Genomic DNA, 19,495 nt, shown 5'->3' on the forward strand with positions numbered 1-19,495 from the left:
TCATGGCCGGATGTCGCTCATCCGGCTATTTTTTTCATCCAGGTGAAACTGGTAGTCGTCTACCACATACAGCCCGAAATACCCTTCGTGCGCCCATACCGTTACCGACTGGCAGGCGGCGTAATTATCTTTCAGCTCCGCGGGAAAATACAGCTCGTGCTGCACGCCGTTTATGTCGATTAACGCGGCGGGTTTGCGACGGGTGCGCCTGGCAGCCTGTTTGAACTTGTATTCCTTTACCGGCAGGTCGAACTTCTTGCGGTCTGCGCTTTTAAACGCATAATTAACGGAAAGGATGGCGCCGGAAGCGAGGCCGAAGCCGGTCAGTACGGAAAGCAGCGCCACGCGCCACAATGAGAGTTTTGTAACGAAATACAGCAGCACCGCCATTAACGCGGTACAAATCGCTGTCGATATCCATACGAACGAGCTCGGGACAATGGTGGATTGCAAAAAGTGCAATGCCGTAAAATTGAGGATGATCACAAAGAAAGCCCAGGCGGTGTAGTAGGTGTGTTCGGGTTTGCGTGTGGCTGCTTGTTGTCTTCTTTCAATTATTCTCTGCATTCTCCCGGCCGTTGTGGCCTGGGTTATTCTGTACATAAGTTTAGGAATATTCGCCGAATGTAAGAATAAACCTTCATATTTGAGCTGCTATGAAAATAATTATCCAACCGGAAACGCCGGAAGACAGATCTGCCATTTATTCCATCAATGCCGCCGCTTTCGGCCAGGAAAACGAAAGCCGGCTGATCGACCTGCTCCGCGACAGTGAACATTTTATCCCTGAATTGAGCCTGGTGGCCAGGGCAGACAATGGCCCCGTAGGGCATATTCTTTTTACCAGGCTGATCATCGCAGGCACGGAAGGCGTAAAATACCCTGCGCTGGCGCTCGCGCCCATGGCGGTATTGCCATCTCTGCAGCAGTCCGGCATCGGCTCGCAGCTGGTGCGCGAAGGGCTGAAACGCGCCACGGAACTGGGTTATGGCTCGGTGATCGTATTGGGCCATCCGCAATATTATCCGAAATTCGGTTTTGCGCCCGCTTCGCGCTGGGGCATCCGCACGGCCTACGAAGTGCCGGACGAAGTGTTTATGGCGATAGAACTGGAACCCGGCGCATTGGAAGGGAGAGCGGGAGTAGTGGTGTATCCCGACGCATTCGGCGCGGTGTGAATTATTTGGAAGGAAGGGGGAAAGACGCGGCGCGGGCGAATTTGCCGTATCGTTTTAAACCTGTCAGTTCGCCCAGCGCATTAAGCGAATCGAGCTTGTAAAAACATTTGTATTGCGCCCATACGCAGCTTCTTCTCACATACAGCGAATCGTTGTCAAGAATCGCGACGTTGCCCGCGAGATAATACCGCGCGCCATACCTGAACCCTTTCGGGTAACGGCGGTTCATAAAAACATACACGTCGCCATGCGCCACCGGTGAAGTAACGCGGTAACGGTCGAGCGAATCCGTCCATTTGATCGCGTAACGGTAACGCCCGGCAGTATCCGCCGCGGCAGGCATAATACTGTCCGCCAGCGACCAGGTGAGCAGTTTCATGCGCATCATCGAATCGAGCAGCGGCTCCACATCGCGGCTGCCGGCTTCCAGCAGCGAATCGGGCACGCTTACCACCGTGTAGGGCAACGTGCTGTCGTACCCGCGTATGGCGGCTTTGGCTTCTTCGCCAAGCAGCTGGTATTCTTTACAGTCGGGAACGTTGCAGGCATACAGGATCGCGCTCACGAACAAAGCGCAGCAGGCGTTTTTCATCATGCATGGAATGATTTACCGTAAAAAGATACGATATATTTTATTTCGCCGTCTCGATACAAACCAGTTTGCCGTCCATCGATGAAACAATTACCAGGTTTTCGGCAACGGGTTGCACCGTGTTTACAAGACAATTGGAGAATTTATGTTTCCACAATAGCCTGCCGTCTGTCGGGCTCAGCGCATACACTACGCCGGATTGTCCCGCCGCGTATATCACGCCGAAACGCTCCGTCACGGGGCTGGGACAGATCTCGTAGCCCATTTCCACCGGCGATTTCCAGACCAGTTCCCGTTGCGCGCTGCGTGAACTCAGTGCAATGATGTTGCCCTGCATGGTTTTGGCGTAAATACGCTGACTGTCTGCCGAAATGCCCATCGATTCGCGCACGAAGTTGAGCGAATCGCGGAAGCGCCATATTTCTTTGCCGGTTTCGGTATTCAGCACGGTCATGTATTTATCCGGCGAGACGATCCATGTTTTGCCGTCGTACGCTACGGGCCACACGGCGGCGGGGGAGAACATGCGGTTGGTGGCGCCGTTGCTCCACACCCAGGCTTCGGCGCCGGTGGCGGCGTCCAGCGCGTAGAACTGGTTGCCCCAGGAGCCGAAGAATACTTTGCCCTGGTATACGAAAGGTTTGGTCTCCACGAATCCTTTGATGTGATTATAAGTCCAGCGGCGTTCGCCCGTCGGGATGTGCAGCGCTTCGCAGCTGCCATCTGAACCGGCTATGATGGCCAGGTCGCGGTACAGCGCCGGCGAGGAAACGATAGCTTTGCCGCGGTGGTGTTTCCAGGCCAGCCTGCCGTTTTCCAGGTTCAGGCAATACACGTAGCCGTCTGTACAAGGCACCACTACGTATTTATTACCGTACACAAGCGGCGTAGAATAGATCTTTCCGCCCGCGGAGAATTTCCAGCGGTTTTTGCCGGTGCTGAGGCTCGCGGCTTTTACATCGCCGTTGGTGTTGGTGTAGATCACCATTCCGCCGGTGATCGCCACGGCGCTGCCCATATCGCCGGCTTCCTGTATCTGCCATTTTACTTTTACAGACGGGAAGGAATCGTTCACCGCGTAGGAGGGCCGCGGCGGGTTGGTTATCCAGGAATGGCCTTCCAAAGCCACGGTATGCCAGGCCGGCAGCGTGGCGGCGCCGGGCGTGCGTTCGTTGAATACGATGGACTTTTGGGTGACGCTTATGATGTTGTACCCGCCGATGGCGGCTTTCGCGCGGAGATTGGAGCGGCACATTACGCCGGGAATGCCTTCCCAGGTGTACGCATTGTTAGTGTGCCCGTGCCCGCAGATCATCACTTTCAGGTTCTGCCCGCGAAGGCGGTCCAGTATGTCGTACCAATTGTTCAGCCCTTCGTCTTGCGGGTAATGGTTGATGTAGATCAGCGGCTGGCGGGAGTTTTGTTGTTTCAATCGTTCATCCAGCCAAACAATATTTTCCCTCGGCACCTGCCCCGGGCCCATGCGCATGTTGGGGCCGCAATTGGTGCCGATGAAGCGGTAACCTTTGTGCTCGAAACTGAAGGTTTCGTTGCCGAACACGGTGCGGAAAGAGTTGCAGCCGCTTTCGGACCACTTGGTGTCGTGGTTGCCGGGAATGATATACCAGGGTTTGTTGAGTTTATTGATGATGGATTTTGCAAGCTGTAGCTCTTCGTCTGACCCGAATTCTGTAACGTCCCCGGAAAAAACGGCGAATTCGATCTGCGGCTGGCCGTTGATGTCGGCGATGGTCCTTTCCAGGTCTTCCTGCGCCGTCTGAACGCCGATATGCGTGTCCGTTATCAGCGCGAAACGGAAAAGGGTGTCCTGCGCATGGCAGTTCACGATGGCAAAAATGGCAACGAGGAGGGCGGTCAGCTTTTTCATGCCTACAAGATACCGGTTAGGAGCGGGAAATAAAACGGGGAAGGGGGTAACGGTTGAGGAGGGGATGATTGTCTATTTCGCCCGTTTCATGAGGCTGAGCCGCAGGTAAAAGGTCCAGGCGAAGAATGCGAGGGTGAACAGGTTCACGGTATCCCGCATAACCACGGCGGCGGCCATTACGGAAATGCCCAGCGCAATGGACACCACCGCTTCGGCGTACTTTCGCATTTTGCCCCGCTGCACGGAGATGTTTATGTGAAGCGGTAACAGGAGTGAGATGAACACCATATAAATAGCCAGCATCAATGGATTCAGCGCAACAAGGTAACCCGCGAGGCCCAGCAGCCCGGTGAGCAGGCAGGAGCCGGCCAACCGGGCGGCGGCGGTTTCTTTTTTTGTGAGCAGTTGTTTGCCGCCGGCATGCATCAGCATGAAAAAATTCCATACCGGCACGTACAGGAGGTGTGTTGAAAAAATAGCGAGAATAGTGAATACCAGCATCATCCAGTAAGGCTGCATGCCCTTATATTTCAGGCTCAGGAGAAACACCGCTGTGAGCGGCAGCAAAAAGGAAAGCGGCACGAGATTTTTATTAAGCTCCGAAGAGCTTTGCAACCAGCCTGTAAAAGCCCGCAGGGCGCGGTAAGGCCAGTATTGGGTATTGGTAGCCAGTTTCATGCCTGCCAGCGCATAACCGTAGGAAGGGTTGATGCGCAGCGCTTCCCGGAAATGCGCCAGCGCTTCCCGGGGCTTTTTTTGTTCCAGCAGGCTCCAGCCTTTATTGGCATGGGTGAGCTCGTTTTCAGGGTCATGACTGAATGCATCCATGATCGCCGTCTCCGCCTCTTCCCGGTATCTAAGTTGCCGGTACGCGATGTGCCGCGCATTCATAGCGAGGGTATTTTGCGGGTCTTGCTCAAGCGCTTTGTCTGCCAATTCGAGCGCTTTCCTATACAGCTGCATATTAACCGATACCAAGGCGTACAACGCGAAGTGGCCGGCAAACAGCGGGTTCAGCCGCACGGCTTCCTCGAGGTCGTCTCCCGCAGACCTGAAATCATACTTTTCAAGATGAATACGTGCGCGCTGATGGAACAAGTGGTCTTTTTCGGGGTTCAGCCCGATGGCGGAAGTGATCATTTCAAGTGCGGTTTCCGGCTCGCCGGTTTGCAGTTTCACTTCGGAAAACAGATCCAGTATTTCGGGATTCTGCGGCTCATGTGCCAGCAGGTCGCTGAGAATAAATGCAGCTTCTTTGTATTTCCCGCGTTCCACGAGAATGGCGGCGCGGCGGTATAGGTCTTGATTCATGCTGCGGTATTACTTGTAGTCCTCCCGCACCGGGCTGAACGAATCGATCAGCTGGCAATCGGTTACGGCGTACCCGCCATGCGGCACGTTGGAAGGGATCAGCAGCACGTCGTGCGTCCGCAGGGTATGTTTTACGCCGTCCAGCTCCATCTCCAGCGTGCCGGAAAGCACGTAGGAGATCTGTTCGTGCTCGTGCCGGTGCACCGGCAGGGTGGAACCGGCTTTGGCTTCCCAATAACCGAGCGTGTGTTTTTCGCCATGGAGGAAACGGCCGGTAAATCCCGGTACTACCTCGCGGTCGGGCAATTGCTGGAAAGATTGTGGTGTTGTCATCTGTTGCTGCGTTTGATGGACATATAATTCACGACCCACTGGAAAACGAGCATCCCGCCCACGTAAATGATGCCGAATAGATTACCCGGATGCCCCGCGAACGCGAAAACGATCGCCAGTAAACCGGCGATGCCCAGCCCGAGCGTGTAAAGGGTCATCACCAGCGGATTGCGCGAAGGCATCAGGCGCACGCTCAAAGGGATCATCATGGTGATGCCGAAAATGGCCAGCCAGATCCAGGGCTCTTCCCAGGTAACGAGAAAACCAACCACGCCGGCTATCCCGACTAAAAAACTGATAGCCACATGGTTAGATGATGTTATTTCATCTTTATCAAGCAGGTGTTTTCCGAAAGGATTGAAGCGCAGGAAGAGGTTGCTGAGCGGGGTGATGATCCAGGTGGAAAACGCGAAAAGCGACAACAATATCACGATCGGCATTACGTAAGGTTGCAGCGCGGGATTGTTGTTGCCGAGCGTATTCAGCAGCCTGAGCACCAGGTACAGCCCGATGATCACGCCCCACTGGTATTTCGCGGTGAGGTTGCCCATAAAAAAGGCGTATTTGAGAAACAGGCGGTATACGAGGTACCTTGCTTTCAGCGCTTCCATCATGCCGGCCTGCGCCAGCTGCAGCGAAGGATCGATGCGGAGCGCTTCGCGGAAGTGATTGAGCGCTTCTTTGGGCGAACCTTTTTCGAGCAATCCCCATCCGTAATTGGCGTGCGTGTAGGCGTTATGCGGGTCCTGACGGAACGCGCCTTCGATGCCCGCGAAAGATTCTTCCTTGCGGTTGAGCTTCAGCAGCGCGGTGCTGCGCGCGTTGAGGGCGTAAATGTTCTCCGGGTCTATTTCCAGCGCTTGTTCGGACAATTGCAGCGCATGTTCGAAACGTTTGCGGCTGTTCTGCATCATGGCGTACAGCGCGAAATAATCGGCGTCGTAGGGGTCGAGCGTAATGGCGTGGCCGAGGTCGGTTTCCGCCGGCGTGTATTCTTCGCGCTGAAGATAAATGCGCGCGCGCTGGTAAAACAGGCGGGCGTCCGCCGGCGCTATGCCGATGGCATGGTTCACCAGCTGCATGGCCGAATCGAAATCGTCCAGCTGGATCTTTACTTCACAAAACAGGCTCAGGATGTCAGGGTTCTGCGGGTCCTGTTCCAGCATGCTGCTTAAAATGGTCTGCGCCTCCCTGTATTTTTTTTGCTGCATCAGCAGGATGGCGCGTTGGAACAATTGATCGTGCATGCTATTTTTTGATTTTCATGTAATGAAGGATATCGTCGTACAACCCCGCGTCGTTGGCATACAACGCGAAATTTTTGGCGATGGAAAACCATTCGCGCGTGCTGGCCTTGTGCTTTTTTGCGGCGTTCTGAAGGTCTTTCGTCTTCAGTGGCAAAGGCGCGCCTTCGAGGAAAGAGGCTTCCAGTTTTTCTTCGATCGCCATGTCTATCACCGCTGCGATATCCGCCCCGGAGAACTCGGGAGTTATTTTACTAATACCTTCGTAATCAATATTTTCGATTGGTTTATCTTTTAATTTAATTCGGAGCATCGCCGTACGTGCTTCCTGGTCGGGCGGCGGCACGAATATCATCCGGTCAAAGCGGCCGGGACGCCTGAACGCGGGGTCGAGGTGCCAGGGTATGTTGGTAGCGCCGAGGATGAGGATGCCCGTATTGTCGTTCTCCACACCATCCAGCTCCTGCAGGAACTGGTTGATGAGGTTGCGGCCGGCGGACTGTTTCATATCGGCCCGGCTGGCGCCCAATGCGTCGATCTCGTCGAAGAACAGCACGCAGGGCGTGTTTTTGCGCGCGTATTCAAAGATCTTGTGCAGGTTCTTTTCGCTATTGCCCAGCCACATGTCGAGAATATCGTTGAGCCCCACGTTGATGAACTTGGCGTTCACCTGGCCGGCCGTGGCTTTGGCGATCATGGTTTTGCCGCAGCCCGGAGGGCCGTACAGCAATATGCTGCCGCCGATCTTTTTGCCGTAAGCCTTGTACAGCTCGGGGTGCCGCAGCGGCTGGATGATCTTGATCTCGATCTCCTTTTTGACCTGTTCCATGCCGCTGACATCCGAGAAATTGATGTCGGGCTTTTGCATAAAGAGCGATATTTCGTCGTCGCCCGCTTCGTCTTCCGAAAACGGCGCCTGCTGCCCCCGCACGCGCAGCTGCGCGTCCAGCTCTTCGTCTGAGAAATTCGGGTAATGCTCCAGCAGCCGCTGATAGGTTTCCCGTGCATTGTCCCAGGCGTTTTCCTTGAGGGAAGAACGGGTATACAGCACCAGCACGTCCAGGTTGTCCGGCTGCGATTTCATCAGGTCTTCGAGTATCACATTGCAGGTGGCGTAGGCTTCTTTCCGGTAATAAACCTTGGCAAGGCCGATCAGCGCCTTGTCGTTCTGCTCGATGCCCAGTGCTTCCAGGTATTCTTTCTCAGCTTCTTCGAGCCGGTTCAGGTTGAAGAGTGTTTCCGCGAGATGCAGCCTGAGGGGAACGTTTTCCGGCGAAAATTTCAACGCTTCCCGGAGGCTGTCTATAGTACTTTGTGTCATGGCTAAACTAAGATATCAAATAAATTATCAATTGAACGGTTATACAAAAAAAGGGATGTTAAACATTTGTGAACCAGCAGGTTAGATCAACAGTACGTCTATCCTGTGTGCCATTACGATCTGCGATGCGTCCGACCAGGAAAACACGGTAAAATACCCGTCCTGCGAAGCTACCAGCGCCTGCGCGTCCCGCTGGTCGTGCACGAACTGCGCGGCGGATAAATGCCTCGTTCCCCCGATCCTCGAAGGGTGCATCAGCAGCGGCGTGCCGCCTACAACCGGCTCGGTCATCAATACTTCTTCCACGGAAGTGGAACTGAACGCCCGCGTGATCTTTGCGCCGAACGCCAATAACTCCTGGTGGTTGTTGATCACCGTGGCGCCGTCTACCGCCGTCAGCCCGGTAATGTTGTCCACCTCGCGTTTCAGGGCGTTTTGCCAATAGATCTCGCTGGTTACGTCGCTGTCCAGCCGGATAAGGTCCGCCACGCCCGAAAACGCGGGGTTTACCGGGTATTGCAGCGGGTGTATCACCGATTCCCTCCACCGGTCGTTGTCCGCGGGTGTTACCAGCAATATGCCGCCGCGTTTATGCGCCCGCATGCTCACGGCGATCTGTATCAGCACGTTGGTGGGGTCGTTCCACAAAGGGGAGGAGTTCAGCCCCAGCAGCGTGGTGAGCATGCCCGGGCAATCGTCGCTCACGCCGCAATGCTCGTCTACCACCTTCACGCTGTCGCCCTGCAGTACCGCCACATTGATGAATTTGCCCAGTCCCGCCACGCGGCGGTGTTTCACCACCAGCAGGCCCGGCTCGCTTACGTCGAGCACAAAACAATAGTTGGGCAGGTTGATGGTGGTGCCCCAGATGTATAATTCTTCGCCTTCCTGCCACACGCCCACATGCACGCCGGCGCGCTCCACCCCGGGCGCGAGCTTGGCCAGCACTTTGGGAGTAAGGGGAAGACGCTGTTCGAACAACAAAGGTTTAATCGCCTGCGAAGGATGTAAATAAGCAAGGGAAATGCGGGTGGGAATGCCTTCCTCCCGGCGGAGGCTGGCCCAGAACGCAACATCGATCATCTTCTCGATCACAGGCCCGCAGGGTACCGCCGCAAGTTCGTCCTCACTATTCGCTTTGGCGGCTGTAAAGTGTTTCCGGAAATGCGCTTCTATCGTTCCCGCCACGTTGATGGCGGCTTTGTAAGTAGTTCCGTTCTTCAGGTCCATGTGCTTCTCATTTCGTTGCTAATTTAGACTTTTTCGACGCAAGTACGGGATTTGTTATATCTTGCCGCCGCCGTGCCAACTCCCCAGATGACCAGATGACGAGATCACTGATTTTCAATATCATCTTACTTCACGCGTTTACAGGGGCTTATGCTCAGATGCAGCAGCCGTACATCCTGAACGGCTCCGCCACACAGCGGAACTGTAACTGCTATGTGCTTACGGAAGACGGTCCCGACAAAAGCGGTACCGCCTGGAACAAAAACATGATAGACCTCTCGCAGTCCTTCGATTATGTGTTCGATGTCAATCTCGGCTGCAAAGACGGGCCGGGGGCGGACGGTATCGGTTTTATTCTCCAGACCAAGGGCACCAATCTCGGCACGACCGGCCAGGGGCTGGGTTTTAAAGGCATCAGCCCTTCGTTGGGCGTATTGATAGATACTTATCAGAATAACGAAGAGAACGACCCGCCCTGGGACCATCTCGCCATCCAGATGAACGGTGTGAGCGATCACCTGCTGCCCGGCGGAGACCTTGCGGCGCCCGTGATGGTGGCAGACGGCAATGAGAACATTGAAGATTGCAAATGGCACCTGTTCCGCATTGAATGGAACGCGTCCACGCATACCCTCCGCGTAAGCATCGACAATAAACAACGGATCATTATCAATAAAGACCTGGTGGGGGAGATCTTTGGCGGCAACCCGAAAGTGTACTGGGGTTTTGCCGGTTCCACCGGCGGCTCGTCCAACGTTCAGCAATTCTGCGCCGCGCTGCGCTCTTCGTTTTATTTCGATGGCGGCCAGGTTTTCTGCGACGGAACGCCCGTGAAGTTCAAAGACAATTCCAGTTCCTTCGGCAACGTCACCCGCTGGCACTGGGACCTGGGCGACGGCACAAAATTCACCGTTCCCTCGCCGCCCGCGCACCGTTACGCACAGGCCGGCAAATACGATGTAAAGCTCGTGATCGAAGATAACAGCGGCTGTATTTCCGATACGCTCAAAAAGACCGTCACCATCGGTTCTTACCCCGAAGTGAAATTCGGGCAGCAGCCCTTATGCCTCGGCGACCCGCTGCAAATGAAAGACGAAACGGAAGTAACCGTAGGCACCGCCGCCAAATGGTCCTGGGATTTTGGGGACGGGCAAACATCTTCCGCGCAAAACCCGCTTGCGCCCTTTACTACGCCGGGCAGTTATCCCGTTCGGCTGGAAGTGACCAGCGCCGAAGGCTGCGCCGGCAACGCCATGCAAACCGTGAAAGTATTCCCTTCGCCGGAGATCGGCGGCATCGGCCGCAACGCCTGCATCGGGGAAGAAAATCTCTTTAAAGGCATCAACCGCACGCCGGCCATCGGCATTGCCAGCTGGTACTGGACTATCGGGGAAGACACGCTGCGGCAGCAGAATGTGGCTTACAAATTCCCGGCAGGCGGTAAATACGACGCAAAAGTGCATGCTGTTTCGGTAGACGGATGCGTGGCCAAACCCGCAGGGCTGCACGTGGGGGTGACGGACCTCAACCTCCGCCCCGGCCGCGACACGCTGATCGCCAAAGGTCAGCCCCTGCAGCTGAACGCGGTGGCGGACGGGGAAGACCTGCACTTTCAATGGACGCCTTCCACCGGTCTCAGCCATCCCTACATCAGCGACCCCGTGGCGGTATTGCAGAAAGACCAGCGGTACAACGTAACGGTCACCTCGCCCGAAGGCTGCCGCGAAGAAGGGCAGCTGTTCGTGAAAGTGTACGCCGGTCCGGAATTCTACGTTCCCACCGGTTTCACCCCCAACAACGACGGTGTGAACGATTATTTTAAAGTAATAGCGCCCGGCGTGCCGAAGCTGGACTTCTTAAGGGTCTGGGACCGCTGGGGCCGCCCCATATTCGAAACGCATTCGCTGTCCGCCACCTGGGACGGTAAGCTCAACGGCAACCCCGCGCCCGCCGGCACTTACGTGTGGATGGTGCAGGGCATCGACTACCAGGGCCGCATGTTCAACCGCCGCGGCACCGTTACCCTCATCCGATAGAAAACTTTTCTGTATAGAATTTTGTCTTTTCGTTGCTCCTCTTTTTTTGATTGCCGCTACCTTTAATTCTCCTTCCCGGCATAACTTTTATTAGCGCAGTCTTTTTATTTTTGCGGCATGCTGAAGCTGACCAAAGTACACCATATCGCCATCATTTGTTCCGATTACGAACGTTCGAAGCAATTTTATACCGAAACGCTGGGGTTTTCGGTATCGGCGGAAACATACCGCGAGGCCCGCAATTCCTGGAAGCTGGACCTTTCGCTGAACGGCCATTATATCATCGAGCTGTTTTCTTTTCCTTCCCCGCCGCCGCGCGTTTCTTCCCCCGAAGCCCGCGGGTTGCGGCACCTGGCTTTCGAGGTGAACGATGTGGAGGAAGCCGCCGCCGCGTTGCGGCAAAAGGGCGTTACCACCGAGCCCGTGCGCACCGATGAATTCACCGGGAAAAAATTCACCTTCTTTACCGACCCAGACGGGTTGCCGCTGGAACTGTATGAAAAATAAAAAGGCGCGGGTTGCCCCACGCCTGTTATAAAAGTTCTGCAGGATCGGTTTAGACAAGCCCCGCTGCCGGATGTTCCCACGGCGCGCGGTATGGCCGTTGCAGCAGCCCGGTGGCTTCGCGGTCGTTCACCACGATCCGTTGCGCGGGATCGTATATCAGCGGTCGGCCGGTTTGCATGGAAATATTCGCCAGTATGCAGCTGGCCGTGGAAATATGTCCTTCCGCAATATCGGCCACGGGCCTTCCTTTCGTAGCGATCGCCTCCAGGAAGTTGATCATATGCAGGCGCGTGGCGGGCGCGGCGTTCAGCTCGATGGCTTTTTCGTTTACATCCTCCGGGTACTTTTCTTTCTCGTACACCACATCTTTATGAATCGGCTCGCCTTTGCCCTGCGGGATAAAATCATAGCTCATGGTGCTGGCTTTCAGCGTTCCTTTTTCGCCGTACAACGTAAGCGCCCAGGGATACTTCGGGTCTGCGGGCGTGCCCCAGGTGCGGTGCTGCCATACGCAGTTGAGGCCGTCGTATTCAAAAATGGCGGTTTGTGTATCGGCGATGTTGGATTTGCCTTCTTTCTGTACGTAAATGCCGCCGGTGGAGCTGACGCGTTTCGGCCAGCCGAGCTGCAGCATCCAGCGCACGGTGTCGAACATATGAATGCACATGTCGCCCATGATGCCGTTGCCGTATTCCATAAACGTGCGCCACCAGCGGGTATGCGGCATGCCGTCGAAGGGGCGGAGGGGAGCGGGGCCGGTCCACATTTCATAATCGAAATAATCCGGAACGGCCTGCAGCGCCGGGTTACCGTTGGCGCGCATGTGATAATAACAGCACATTTCAACATGCGACACCTTTCCTAACAGTCCCGCATCTACGATATTTTTTTTGGCGTCTATCAGGTGCGGCGTGCTTTTGCGTTGCGTGCCCACCTGCACCACCTTGCCGTATTTGCGCGCGGCCGCCACCATGGCTTCGCCTTCCAGCACGTCTACGCTGATGGGTTTTTGTACGTACACATTGGCCCCGGCTTTCAGCGCGTCGATGGTCTGCAGCGCATGCCAGTGGTCCGGCGTGCCGATCAGCACGATGTCCAGTTCATTTTCGGCGAGCAGTTTCCGGTAATCGCCGTACAACTTCGGCACGGCACCGCTTTTCTGCCGTTGTGCCACCATGGCGCCCGCTTCGTTGAGCAGCTGGCGGTCCGGATCGCAAAGGGCCACCACGTTTACCGGGGCCACCTGTATCAGGCGGAAAAGATCGCTTTTGCCGTACCAGCCGGTACCGATCAGCGCTACGCGCATGGGCCGCGGCGGATGGAGAATGTCCAGCGCGTCCGCACCGAGCGCAGACAATACCAGCGACGCAGTAGCGCCTTTCAGAAAATGGCGGCGGTTGATGGAGAATTGTGTCATAGCCGTGGAATGGGTTCTAGGTTTTCAGTTCAGCTAAAAATACAAAAAAAAGACCGCCCTGCAAGAGGGCGGCCCTGTTTTCCATTTGTGCTAAAGTGTATGCTAATCTACAATCTCGTCTGATGGAGGAATGTTTTTCTCGTATCCCACATATCCTTTGTTCTGGTTGATCACGCCGTTGGGATTGGCCTGCAGCGAACGCGCGGGCACGGGCCAAAACACGTGGAACGGACTGACGGTGTATTTGTCGCCGTGATTGGTGACGATACCGTCGCGGTAAAACACATTTTTTTCGATGGTCCTGTCGTACCAGAAATTATTGTCCGAGAAATTATCCATTTGATAGGTTTTGCCGTTGTAAGCGGCTTTGCCGGTCCTGGCGAAGATCAGCGCAATGCGGGTAAGCTCGGTTTTCCTCGGTTCTTCGTAGAATAGTTCCCGTGCGCGTTCGTCGAGAATGGTGCCGATGTTTACCTGCGCGGCGTCGATGGGCGCGGCATGTGCGCGCGTGCGTACCTGGTTGATGTCGTCTGCCGCCAGCCCCAGCTGGTCTTTCCAATAATACGCCTCGGCCCTGAGCAGGTAGGTTTCCGCGAGGCGGAAGATGTACCAGTCGCTATGACCGCCCTGCATGGGAGAGTTTTCGGTGTCGGGAATAAACACCTTGTAATGCGGCCAGCCGAACCAGGAACGGATGGTGTCCGTACACAGCAGGCCGCCGCTGCTGTTGCGCAGCTGGAGGTTCTTCATGTAATACGGATCGTTGGAATTTTTGAGGCCCATATCGTTGTACACGAGGTCTTCCATGTTCATCCAGTTGCCTTTCGCATGCCGGAGGTCGTTGGTATCAGACCAGATCTCGTACTGGCTGTAAGGCGTGGGCCTGCACCGGCCGATGCCCCTGCCGTAGAGGTTGCTTTGAACGAATTCCGGGTTGGTGTTGTCGTTCGTGCCTTTTTTGCCTGAAGGCGTGCTGACGTTGGTGCCCCAGTACGGCACGGCCTGGCGCATGATGCGCATGCCGCCGTCGTAGCCGCCGTCGCCGAACCGGTCGATGATCATGAACAGGCCTTCTTTGTTCTCACCCAGCGATTTGTTCTCGGGCCGGTGAAGGTCCCAGATCACGTTCTTTTTGGTGGAGCCGAATGGCTGGCGCATCAGCGAATAAGCGCCGCCGTTGATCACCGCGGTGGCCGATTCGATCGCATCGTCGAATTCGCCCAGCGCCAGGTTCACCTTGGTAAGCAGGTGCAGGATGGCGCCTTTGGTCACTTCGCCGCGGTTCACATTATCGCCCACCCAGTCCTTGGCGGAATCCAGGTCTTTTTTGATGTACGCCAGTATCACGTCACGTTTGGTGGAGAAAAAGTCGGTCTTGGCCTCGGCAAATTCTTTCATCACCGCCGGCACGTCGCCAAACTGCATGCAAAGGCGGTAATAACGCATGGCGCGGTGGAAGTAAGCGGAGCCGAGAATGGCGTTCCTTTCCGCATCGCTGGCATATTTGGCGTTGTCTATCCTGGAGATCACGGTATTGGCGTATTTGATGCCTTTATATCCTTCGCTCCAGTAATGGAAGATCCGCGCGCGGTCCGCATTGTTCAGGTTCGCCAGGTCCGGCGTGATCAGCAGGTTGAGGTCCTGCGCCGGGCCCGATTTATCGGTGGTGCCTTCTACCGTTATTTCGGAAAAAAGCATTTCGGTGAGAATGGGCGGATTGTCCCCGTAATATTCTATCCTGGCATTGCGCGCGCAGGCTACGAGGGCCGAGCGCATGGCCGCGGCGTCTACATACGTCAGGTCCGGCTCGTAAAACGAGAGGGGTTCAGGCTTCAGCCAGTCTTTCCCGCAACTGCTGGTTACCAGCACGGCCGCGGTGAGTATCGAAAGAAAAGTGATATGTTTTGATCGGAATAGCATAACTCGGTGTTTTGTGTAAATCAATTAAAGCGTTACGTTCAGGCCGAATGACCAGTTGCGCGCGGGCGGGTTGTTGTTCCCGTACACGTATTCCGCGTCCCAGAAGTTCCAGTTCGGCTGGTAAATGCCGGCGTTGCTCACGTTGGCGAACAGCTTGAAACTTTCGATGCCGTATTTGTTGATCAGCTTCGGGGGAATGGTGTATGCCAGCGCTACGGTGCTCAGGCGGATGAACGAGGCTTTGCGGTACACGTCGAAGCTCAGGCTGCCGTTGTTGGAAAACAGGCGCGCCGCGTCGTCGATCTGGTTTTCGGGCGTCCAGTAAGGCATTACGTATGAGTTCTGACGGTCGATGAAACCGGAGTTGTTTTTGGCGATGTTGTAATTCGCCTGCTGGCCCCAATTGGAGTAGAACATAAAGGAGAAGTCGAAGTTTTTATAGGAAAACTCGTTCCTTAACGTCCACTGGAAACGCGGCGTGCGGTAACCCAGGAACTGGCGGTCGTCGTCGGTGAATTTGCCGTCGCCGTCTTTGTCTTCCAGTTTGAAATCGCCGGGTTTCACGCCGTATTTGGCGGCTTCGGCGGCTTCGGTGGTTTTCCATACGCCAAGGATGCGCATGTCCCAGATCTCGTCCAGCTCATGACCGATGAACCAGCGGTTGGCGCGGTCGTCCAGCTCGCGGCGGTCTATCACTTTGCCGCTCGCGTCTTTGATGTCTACCGGGCCGTACAGGCTGATGATCTTGTTGCGGTTGAGCGAGAAGTTGAGATTGCTTCTCCAGCGGAAACCGTTCCGGTCGATGTTCACGCTGTTAAGACTAAGCTCGAAACCTTTGTTCTGCACTTCCCCGAGGTTGTCCATTACATTGAAATAACCCGTTACGTCGGAGATGGTTTTGAGCACGAGCAGGTCTTTCGTGCGTTTGTCGTACACGTCTACCGAACCGCTCAGGCGGTTTTTGAAGATCCCAAAGTCGAGGCCGAGGTTATAAGAAGTGGATTTTTCCCATTTGAGGTTGGGATTGGGCATGCGGCTGCCGTACAGCTGCGATACGAGCACGAGCTGGCCGCTGGGCGTGATGTACTGGTATTTGCCGGTGGCAAGGTCGCCCAGCGCTTCGTAACGGCCGATCTCGCGGTTGCCGTTCACGCCCCAGGACACGCGGAGCTTACCAAAGTCCATCCAGGGAAGGTTCACAAAATTTTCTTTCGAGAATACCCATCCGAAGCCGATCGCCGGGAAATTCGCGCGCGGGTTGGAGGCGCCGAAGGCGGAATAACCGTCGCGGCGGATAGATGCGGTGAGCAGGTATTTTTGTTTGAAACCGTAGTTGAGGCGGGCCATCATCGCATCGCCGGTAGACACCGAATCGAAGCTCGAGATCACCGGTTTGATGCCTGCGCCGATGTTGTGCCAGGTAAGGTTGTCGTTCGGGTCAAACCCTTCGTTTTCCATCTGGTTACGCCAGTTCTGGTACTTTTCGGCGTTGAACAGCAGCGTTACGTCGAAGTCGTGGTCGCCGTACGATTTCACCCAGCTCAGGATATTATCCAGCTGCCAGTTGTAAATGGTGTGCTCCCTCCTGATGGCATACCCCTTGCGGGCCGCGTAACGGAAGTCTTTCGCGAGGTTGGCGTTGAAGTAACGGCCAAATTCGAAGTTGGGCGTGAAGTTCACCTGGTACGAAAACCCATAGCCCAGGTCGCCCTTCAGGTAAAGCGAGCCGAACAGCGTGTTGAATTTCTGCAGGCGGTCCTGGTAAACGTTGTTGAGAAAAGGGTTGGTGTTGTTGCCTACGTCGTCGTTAGGGCTGTCGCGCAGGGTTACGCCGTCGTCTTTATACACCTCGCCCCAGGGCGATGCGTTCACCATCTGCCCCCAGTCTACCGGCACCTGGCTTTCGTCGCGGTCGGCGAACTGCATGTTCACGCCAACAGTGGCCCAGTCTGCGGCTTTCGCTTCGAGGTTGATGCGGGTGCGGAAAGTGGAGAATTTGTCGCCTACAATAAACCCTTCGTTGTTCGTATAGCCGGCGGAGATATAATAATTAACCCTTTCGCCGCGGCCGCCCACGCTGATGGTGTGATCGTTGCGCAGGCCGTCCTGGAACATCATGTTGTACCAGTCGGTCTGTTTGCCTGCTTTGTAATTGCGCACTTCCACGGGCAATATCTTGAGGCGGTTCAGCCAGATGTCCAGCGGGTCGCCCTGCGAGTTGTCGTACGCCTTCCATTCGTCGATGGTGATGTCTGAAGGAAGGGTGCGCGGGTCGTCGAAGCGGTAAGGCTGCGCGGTGGCGTTCACGCTTTTTAATACGTCGGTCCTCCATTTCACGAAACCGTGCCCGTCGTACAGGGGCTGGTTCATGGCAATGGCAGACAAACCGATATTGGAATTTAACGTAACCGTAGGTTTGGGTTTGGCGCCGCGTTTGGTGGTGATCAGCACCACGCCTTTAGCCGATTTGGCGCCGTAAACGGCCGCCGCGCTCGCATCTTTCAGTACGTCGATGGTCTGTATGTCGTTGGGATTGATGTCGCTGAGCGCGCCGGGATAGATCACCCCGTCGAGCACGATAAGCGGGGAATAACCGGCGCTTACGGAAGAACGGCCGCGCACCACTAGGTCGCCGCCGCCTTTGGCGGAGTTGGACGAAGTAACGGTGAGGCCCGGGATGTTGCCGCGCAGCGCGTCCTGCATGGTGGCCGGGTTTTCATTTTCCAGCTGCGTTACTTTCACCTGCGCCACGGCGCCCGTTACGTCGGATTTTTTACGCGTGCCATAACCTACCACCACCAGCTGGTCCAGCTCGGTGGCATTGTCCTTTAAAATGATGTTCCAGGATGTAGTGGTGGCAACGGGCATTTTGAGGGTCTGGTAACCGATGTAGGAAAATACGAGCACGCCGTTGTCCGGCACGTCTTTTAGCTCGAAATTCCCGTTTGCGTCGGAAGCGGTGCCTTTGTTGGTGCCCTCCACGACCACGGTAACGCCCGGAAGCGGGCTGCCCGTCTGGTCTTTGATAGTGCCCTTCACTGTTTTGGCAAATCGCGCGTGGGAAAAGAGGCTGGCTTCGTGTGGCCTTGCAAAGGCGGAACCGCCGGCCGTCAACAGCATAAAGTTAAGCATACAACAGCCCGAGGATAGCAATAGAAGCCTCCTCCTGATACTAATTGTCATTGTGGATCAGTTTGTGGATTTAGAAAATGGAAACGATATGTTAGTCTGTGGAATCTGAGAATCTGATGAACGCGGAATCCCAAAAAGGTTTTAACGTGAAATAATTTGTGTCAGCTGTGTTACAAGAGGATTTTCGATGTTAGTCTCGATAAAGATGGTATGATCACTGTTCTACTGTTAATCCTGCAACCAATTTAACAATTGCAATCGATTTAATCCTGGCGATCATGAAAAAAATAGAGTTACAACGTTTGAAATAGATTTTGTATCATGCCGGGTACAATTCAGGCTGCCATGAAAAGAGGGGTCACTATTAAAGATATCGCCAAAAAACTGAATATGTCGGTGTCCACCGTGTCGAAAGCGTTGAATAACGACGTTTCCATCAGTGCGCTCACCAGCGAACGCGTGAAAGCGCTCGCCAAACAACTGAATTACATCCCGAACGAAGCCGCCCGGCATTTTAAACTGGCGAAGTCGTTCACGCTCGGCCTCATTATTCCGGACATTCTCGACCAGTATTACGCCGTGGCCGCCAATGGCGTGGAAGAAACCGCGGAAAAGAACGGCTATAACGTGATCCTCACGCAGTCGCACGAAGACGAACAAAAGGAAGACAGGATCGTGGACGTGATGATCCGCAACCGGGTAGACGGGGTGATCGTGTCTATCACCAAAAACCGCACGGATATGCAGCCGTTCGAAAAACTGCTGTCCATCGGCATTCCCGTGGTGTGTATCGGCCGCGAGCCGAAATCCGGCCAGTTCGACTACGTATCGTCCAACAATCACGACGGCGCGGTAATGGCCACGGAGTTCCTGATCGGCAAAGGCCACCGCCGCATCGCCCACCTGATGGGCCCCGCGGGCATGCGCACCAGCCAGGCGCGGTTCGAAGGGTATAAACAGGCGCTGGCCAATCACGGCATCCCGTTCAGGAACGAACTGACGGAATGCGTAGACCTCACGCGCGCCGGCACTTTCGCGGCCATGCAGCGGCTCATGCGGCTGCCTGAGCCGCCCACGGCCATCGTCACCTTCAAAAACTACGTTACGCTCGACGCGATCGATTATCTTAAAAAATATTACCCGGAGCTGGTAGACAAAGTGCAGTTCACCGGTTTCGGCAACCTGCCCATCCTGCATCACCTGGACCATAAACCGCTGGCTTCCATCGAAGAAAGCTCGTTCGAAATGGGCGAAGAGGCCGCGCGCATCCTGTTTGAAAGGATAGGGGAAGACGGGGAGAACACGGAACGCGTGTATCGCAGCAGCCAGCTGCCCTGCAGGCTGGTGGTGCACGACGACGGGGAATGAACGCAGGCGTGCCCGTGC

General features: G+C 55.4%; 15 protein-coding genes. 4 read left to right on the forward strand and 11 right to left on the reverse strand.

The annotated features are described in order from the left end of the window. Positions 1-567: a hypothetical protein gene (locus J7I43_RS07305; protein WP_209144747.1), complete on the reverse strand. Its 567-nt coding sequence runs from the start codon at positions 565-567 to the stop codon at positions 1-3. An 89-nt stretch (positions 568-656) separates the two neighbouring features. On the opposite strand from J7I43_RS07305, the gene J7I43_RS07310 reads away from it, so the two are divergent. After that, positions 657-1,178, forward strand: coding sequence for a GNAT family N-acetyltransferase (locus tag J7I43_RS07310; protein WP_209144749.1), 522 nt, complete (start codon positions 657-659; stop codon positions 1,176-1,178). Position 1,179: 1 nt separating this feature from the next. Here the strand turns inward: J7I43_RS07310 and J7I43_RS07315 are convergent, their stop codons facing one another. The 7 genes from J7I43_RS07315 to J7I43_RS07345 all read right to left on the reverse strand — a co-directional run bounded on the left by J7I43_RS07315 (position 1,180) and on the right by J7I43_RS07345 (position 9,097). Next, positions 1,180-1,773, reverse strand: coding sequence for a hypothetical protein (locus J7I43_RS07315; protein WP_209144751.1), 594 nt, complete (start codon positions 1,771-1,773; stop codon positions 1,180-1,182). A gap of 37 nt (positions 1,774-1,810) precedes the next feature. Then, positions 1,811-3,658: an outer membrane protein assembly factor BamB family protein gene (locus J7I43_RS07320; RefSeq protein ID WP_209144753.1), complete on the reverse strand. Its 1,848-nt coding sequence runs from the start codon at positions 3,656-3,658 to the stop codon at positions 1,811-1,813. A gap of 72 nt (positions 3,659-3,730) precedes the next feature. Then, entirely contained in the window at positions 3,731-4,969 is a 1,239-nt protein-coding gene (locus J7I43_RS07325; protein ID WP_209144755.1) for a tetratricopeptide repeat protein, read from the reverse strand. A gap of 9 nt (positions 4,970-4,978) precedes the next feature. After that, on the reverse strand, positions 4,979-5,302 hold the full coding sequence (locus J7I43_RS07330) for a cupin domain-containing protein (protein WP_209144757.1): 324 nt from the start codon (positions 5,300-5,302) through the stop codon (positions 4,979-4,981). Beyond that, on the reverse strand, positions 5,299-6,549 hold the full coding sequence (locus J7I43_RS07335) for a tetratricopeptide repeat protein (protein ID WP_209144759.1): 1,251 nt from the start codon (positions 6,547-6,549) through the stop codon (positions 5,299-5,301). Before J7I43_RS07335 ends, J7I43_RS07330 begins: the two co-directional genes overlap by 4 nt. A gap of 1 nt (position 6,550) precedes the next feature. Next, positions 6,551-7,867: an AAA family ATPase gene (locus J7I43_RS07340; protein ID WP_209144761.1), complete on the reverse strand. Its 1,317-nt coding sequence runs from the start codon at positions 7,865-7,867 to the stop codon at positions 6,551-6,553. Between the two features lie 81 nt (positions 7,868-7,948). Continuing rightward, entirely contained in the window at positions 7,949-9,097 is a 1,149-nt protein-coding gene (locus J7I43_RS07345; protein ID WP_209144763.1) for a putative sensor domain DACNV-containing protein, read from the reverse strand. Positions 9,098-9,192: 95 nt separating this feature from the next. Between J7I43_RS07345 and J7I43_RS07350 the strand changes: the two genes are divergently transcribed. Then, on the forward strand, positions 9,193-11,133 hold the full coding sequence (locus J7I43_RS07350; protein ID WP_209144765.1) for a lectin-like domain-containing protein: 1,941 nt from the start codon (positions 9,193-9,195) through the stop codon (positions 11,131-11,133). Positions 11,134-11,250: 117 nt separating this feature from the next. Next, positions 11,251-11,640 carry an SMU1112c/YaeR family gloxylase I-like metalloprotein gene (gloA2, locus tag J7I43_RS07355; RefSeq protein ID WP_209144767.1) on the forward strand — a complete coding sequence of 130 codons (390 nt, stop codon included), beginning with the start codon at positions 11,251-11,253 and terminating at the stop codon, positions 11,638-11,640. Positions 11,641-11,689: 49 nt separating this feature from the next. Here the strand turns inward: gloA2 and J7I43_RS07360 are convergent, their stop codons facing one another. From J7I43_RS07360 to J7I43_RS07370, 3 genes are all read right to left on the reverse strand, one after another. Next, positions 11,690-13,057, reverse strand: a complete 1,368-nt coding sequence (locus J7I43_RS07360) for a Gfo/Idh/MocA family protein (RefSeq protein WP_209144769.1) — start codon at positions 13,055-13,057, stop codon at positions 11,690-11,692. Positions 13,058-13,159: 102 nt separating this feature from the next. Continuing rightward, a complete protein-coding gene (locus J7I43_RS07365; RefSeq protein WP_209144771.1) occupies positions 13,160-14,977 on the reverse strand; it encodes a RagB/SusD family nutrient uptake outer membrane protein in 1,818 nt (605 codons plus the stop codon). A 24-nt stretch (positions 14,978-15,001) separates the two neighbouring features. Further along, a complete protein-coding gene (locus J7I43_RS07370) occupies positions 15,002-18,109 on the reverse strand; it encodes a SusC/RagA family TonB-linked outer membrane protein (protein WP_209144774.1) in 3,108 nt (1,035 codons plus the stop codon). Positions 18,110-18,454: 345 nt separating this feature from the next. On the opposite strand from J7I43_RS07370, the gene J7I43_RS07375 reads away from it, so the two are divergent. Further along, positions 18,455-19,477, forward strand: coding sequence for a LacI family DNA-binding transcriptional regulator (locus J7I43_RS07375; protein ID WP_209144776.1), 1,023 nt, complete (start codon positions 18,455-18,457; stop codon positions 19,475-19,477). Positions 19,478-19,495 lie beyond the last annotated feature (18 nt).

The organism is Chitinophaga chungangae, assembly GCF_017742215.1.
GTDB lineage: Bacteria > Bacteroidota > Bacteroidia > Chitinophagales > Chitinophagaceae > Chitinophaga > Chitinophaga chungangae.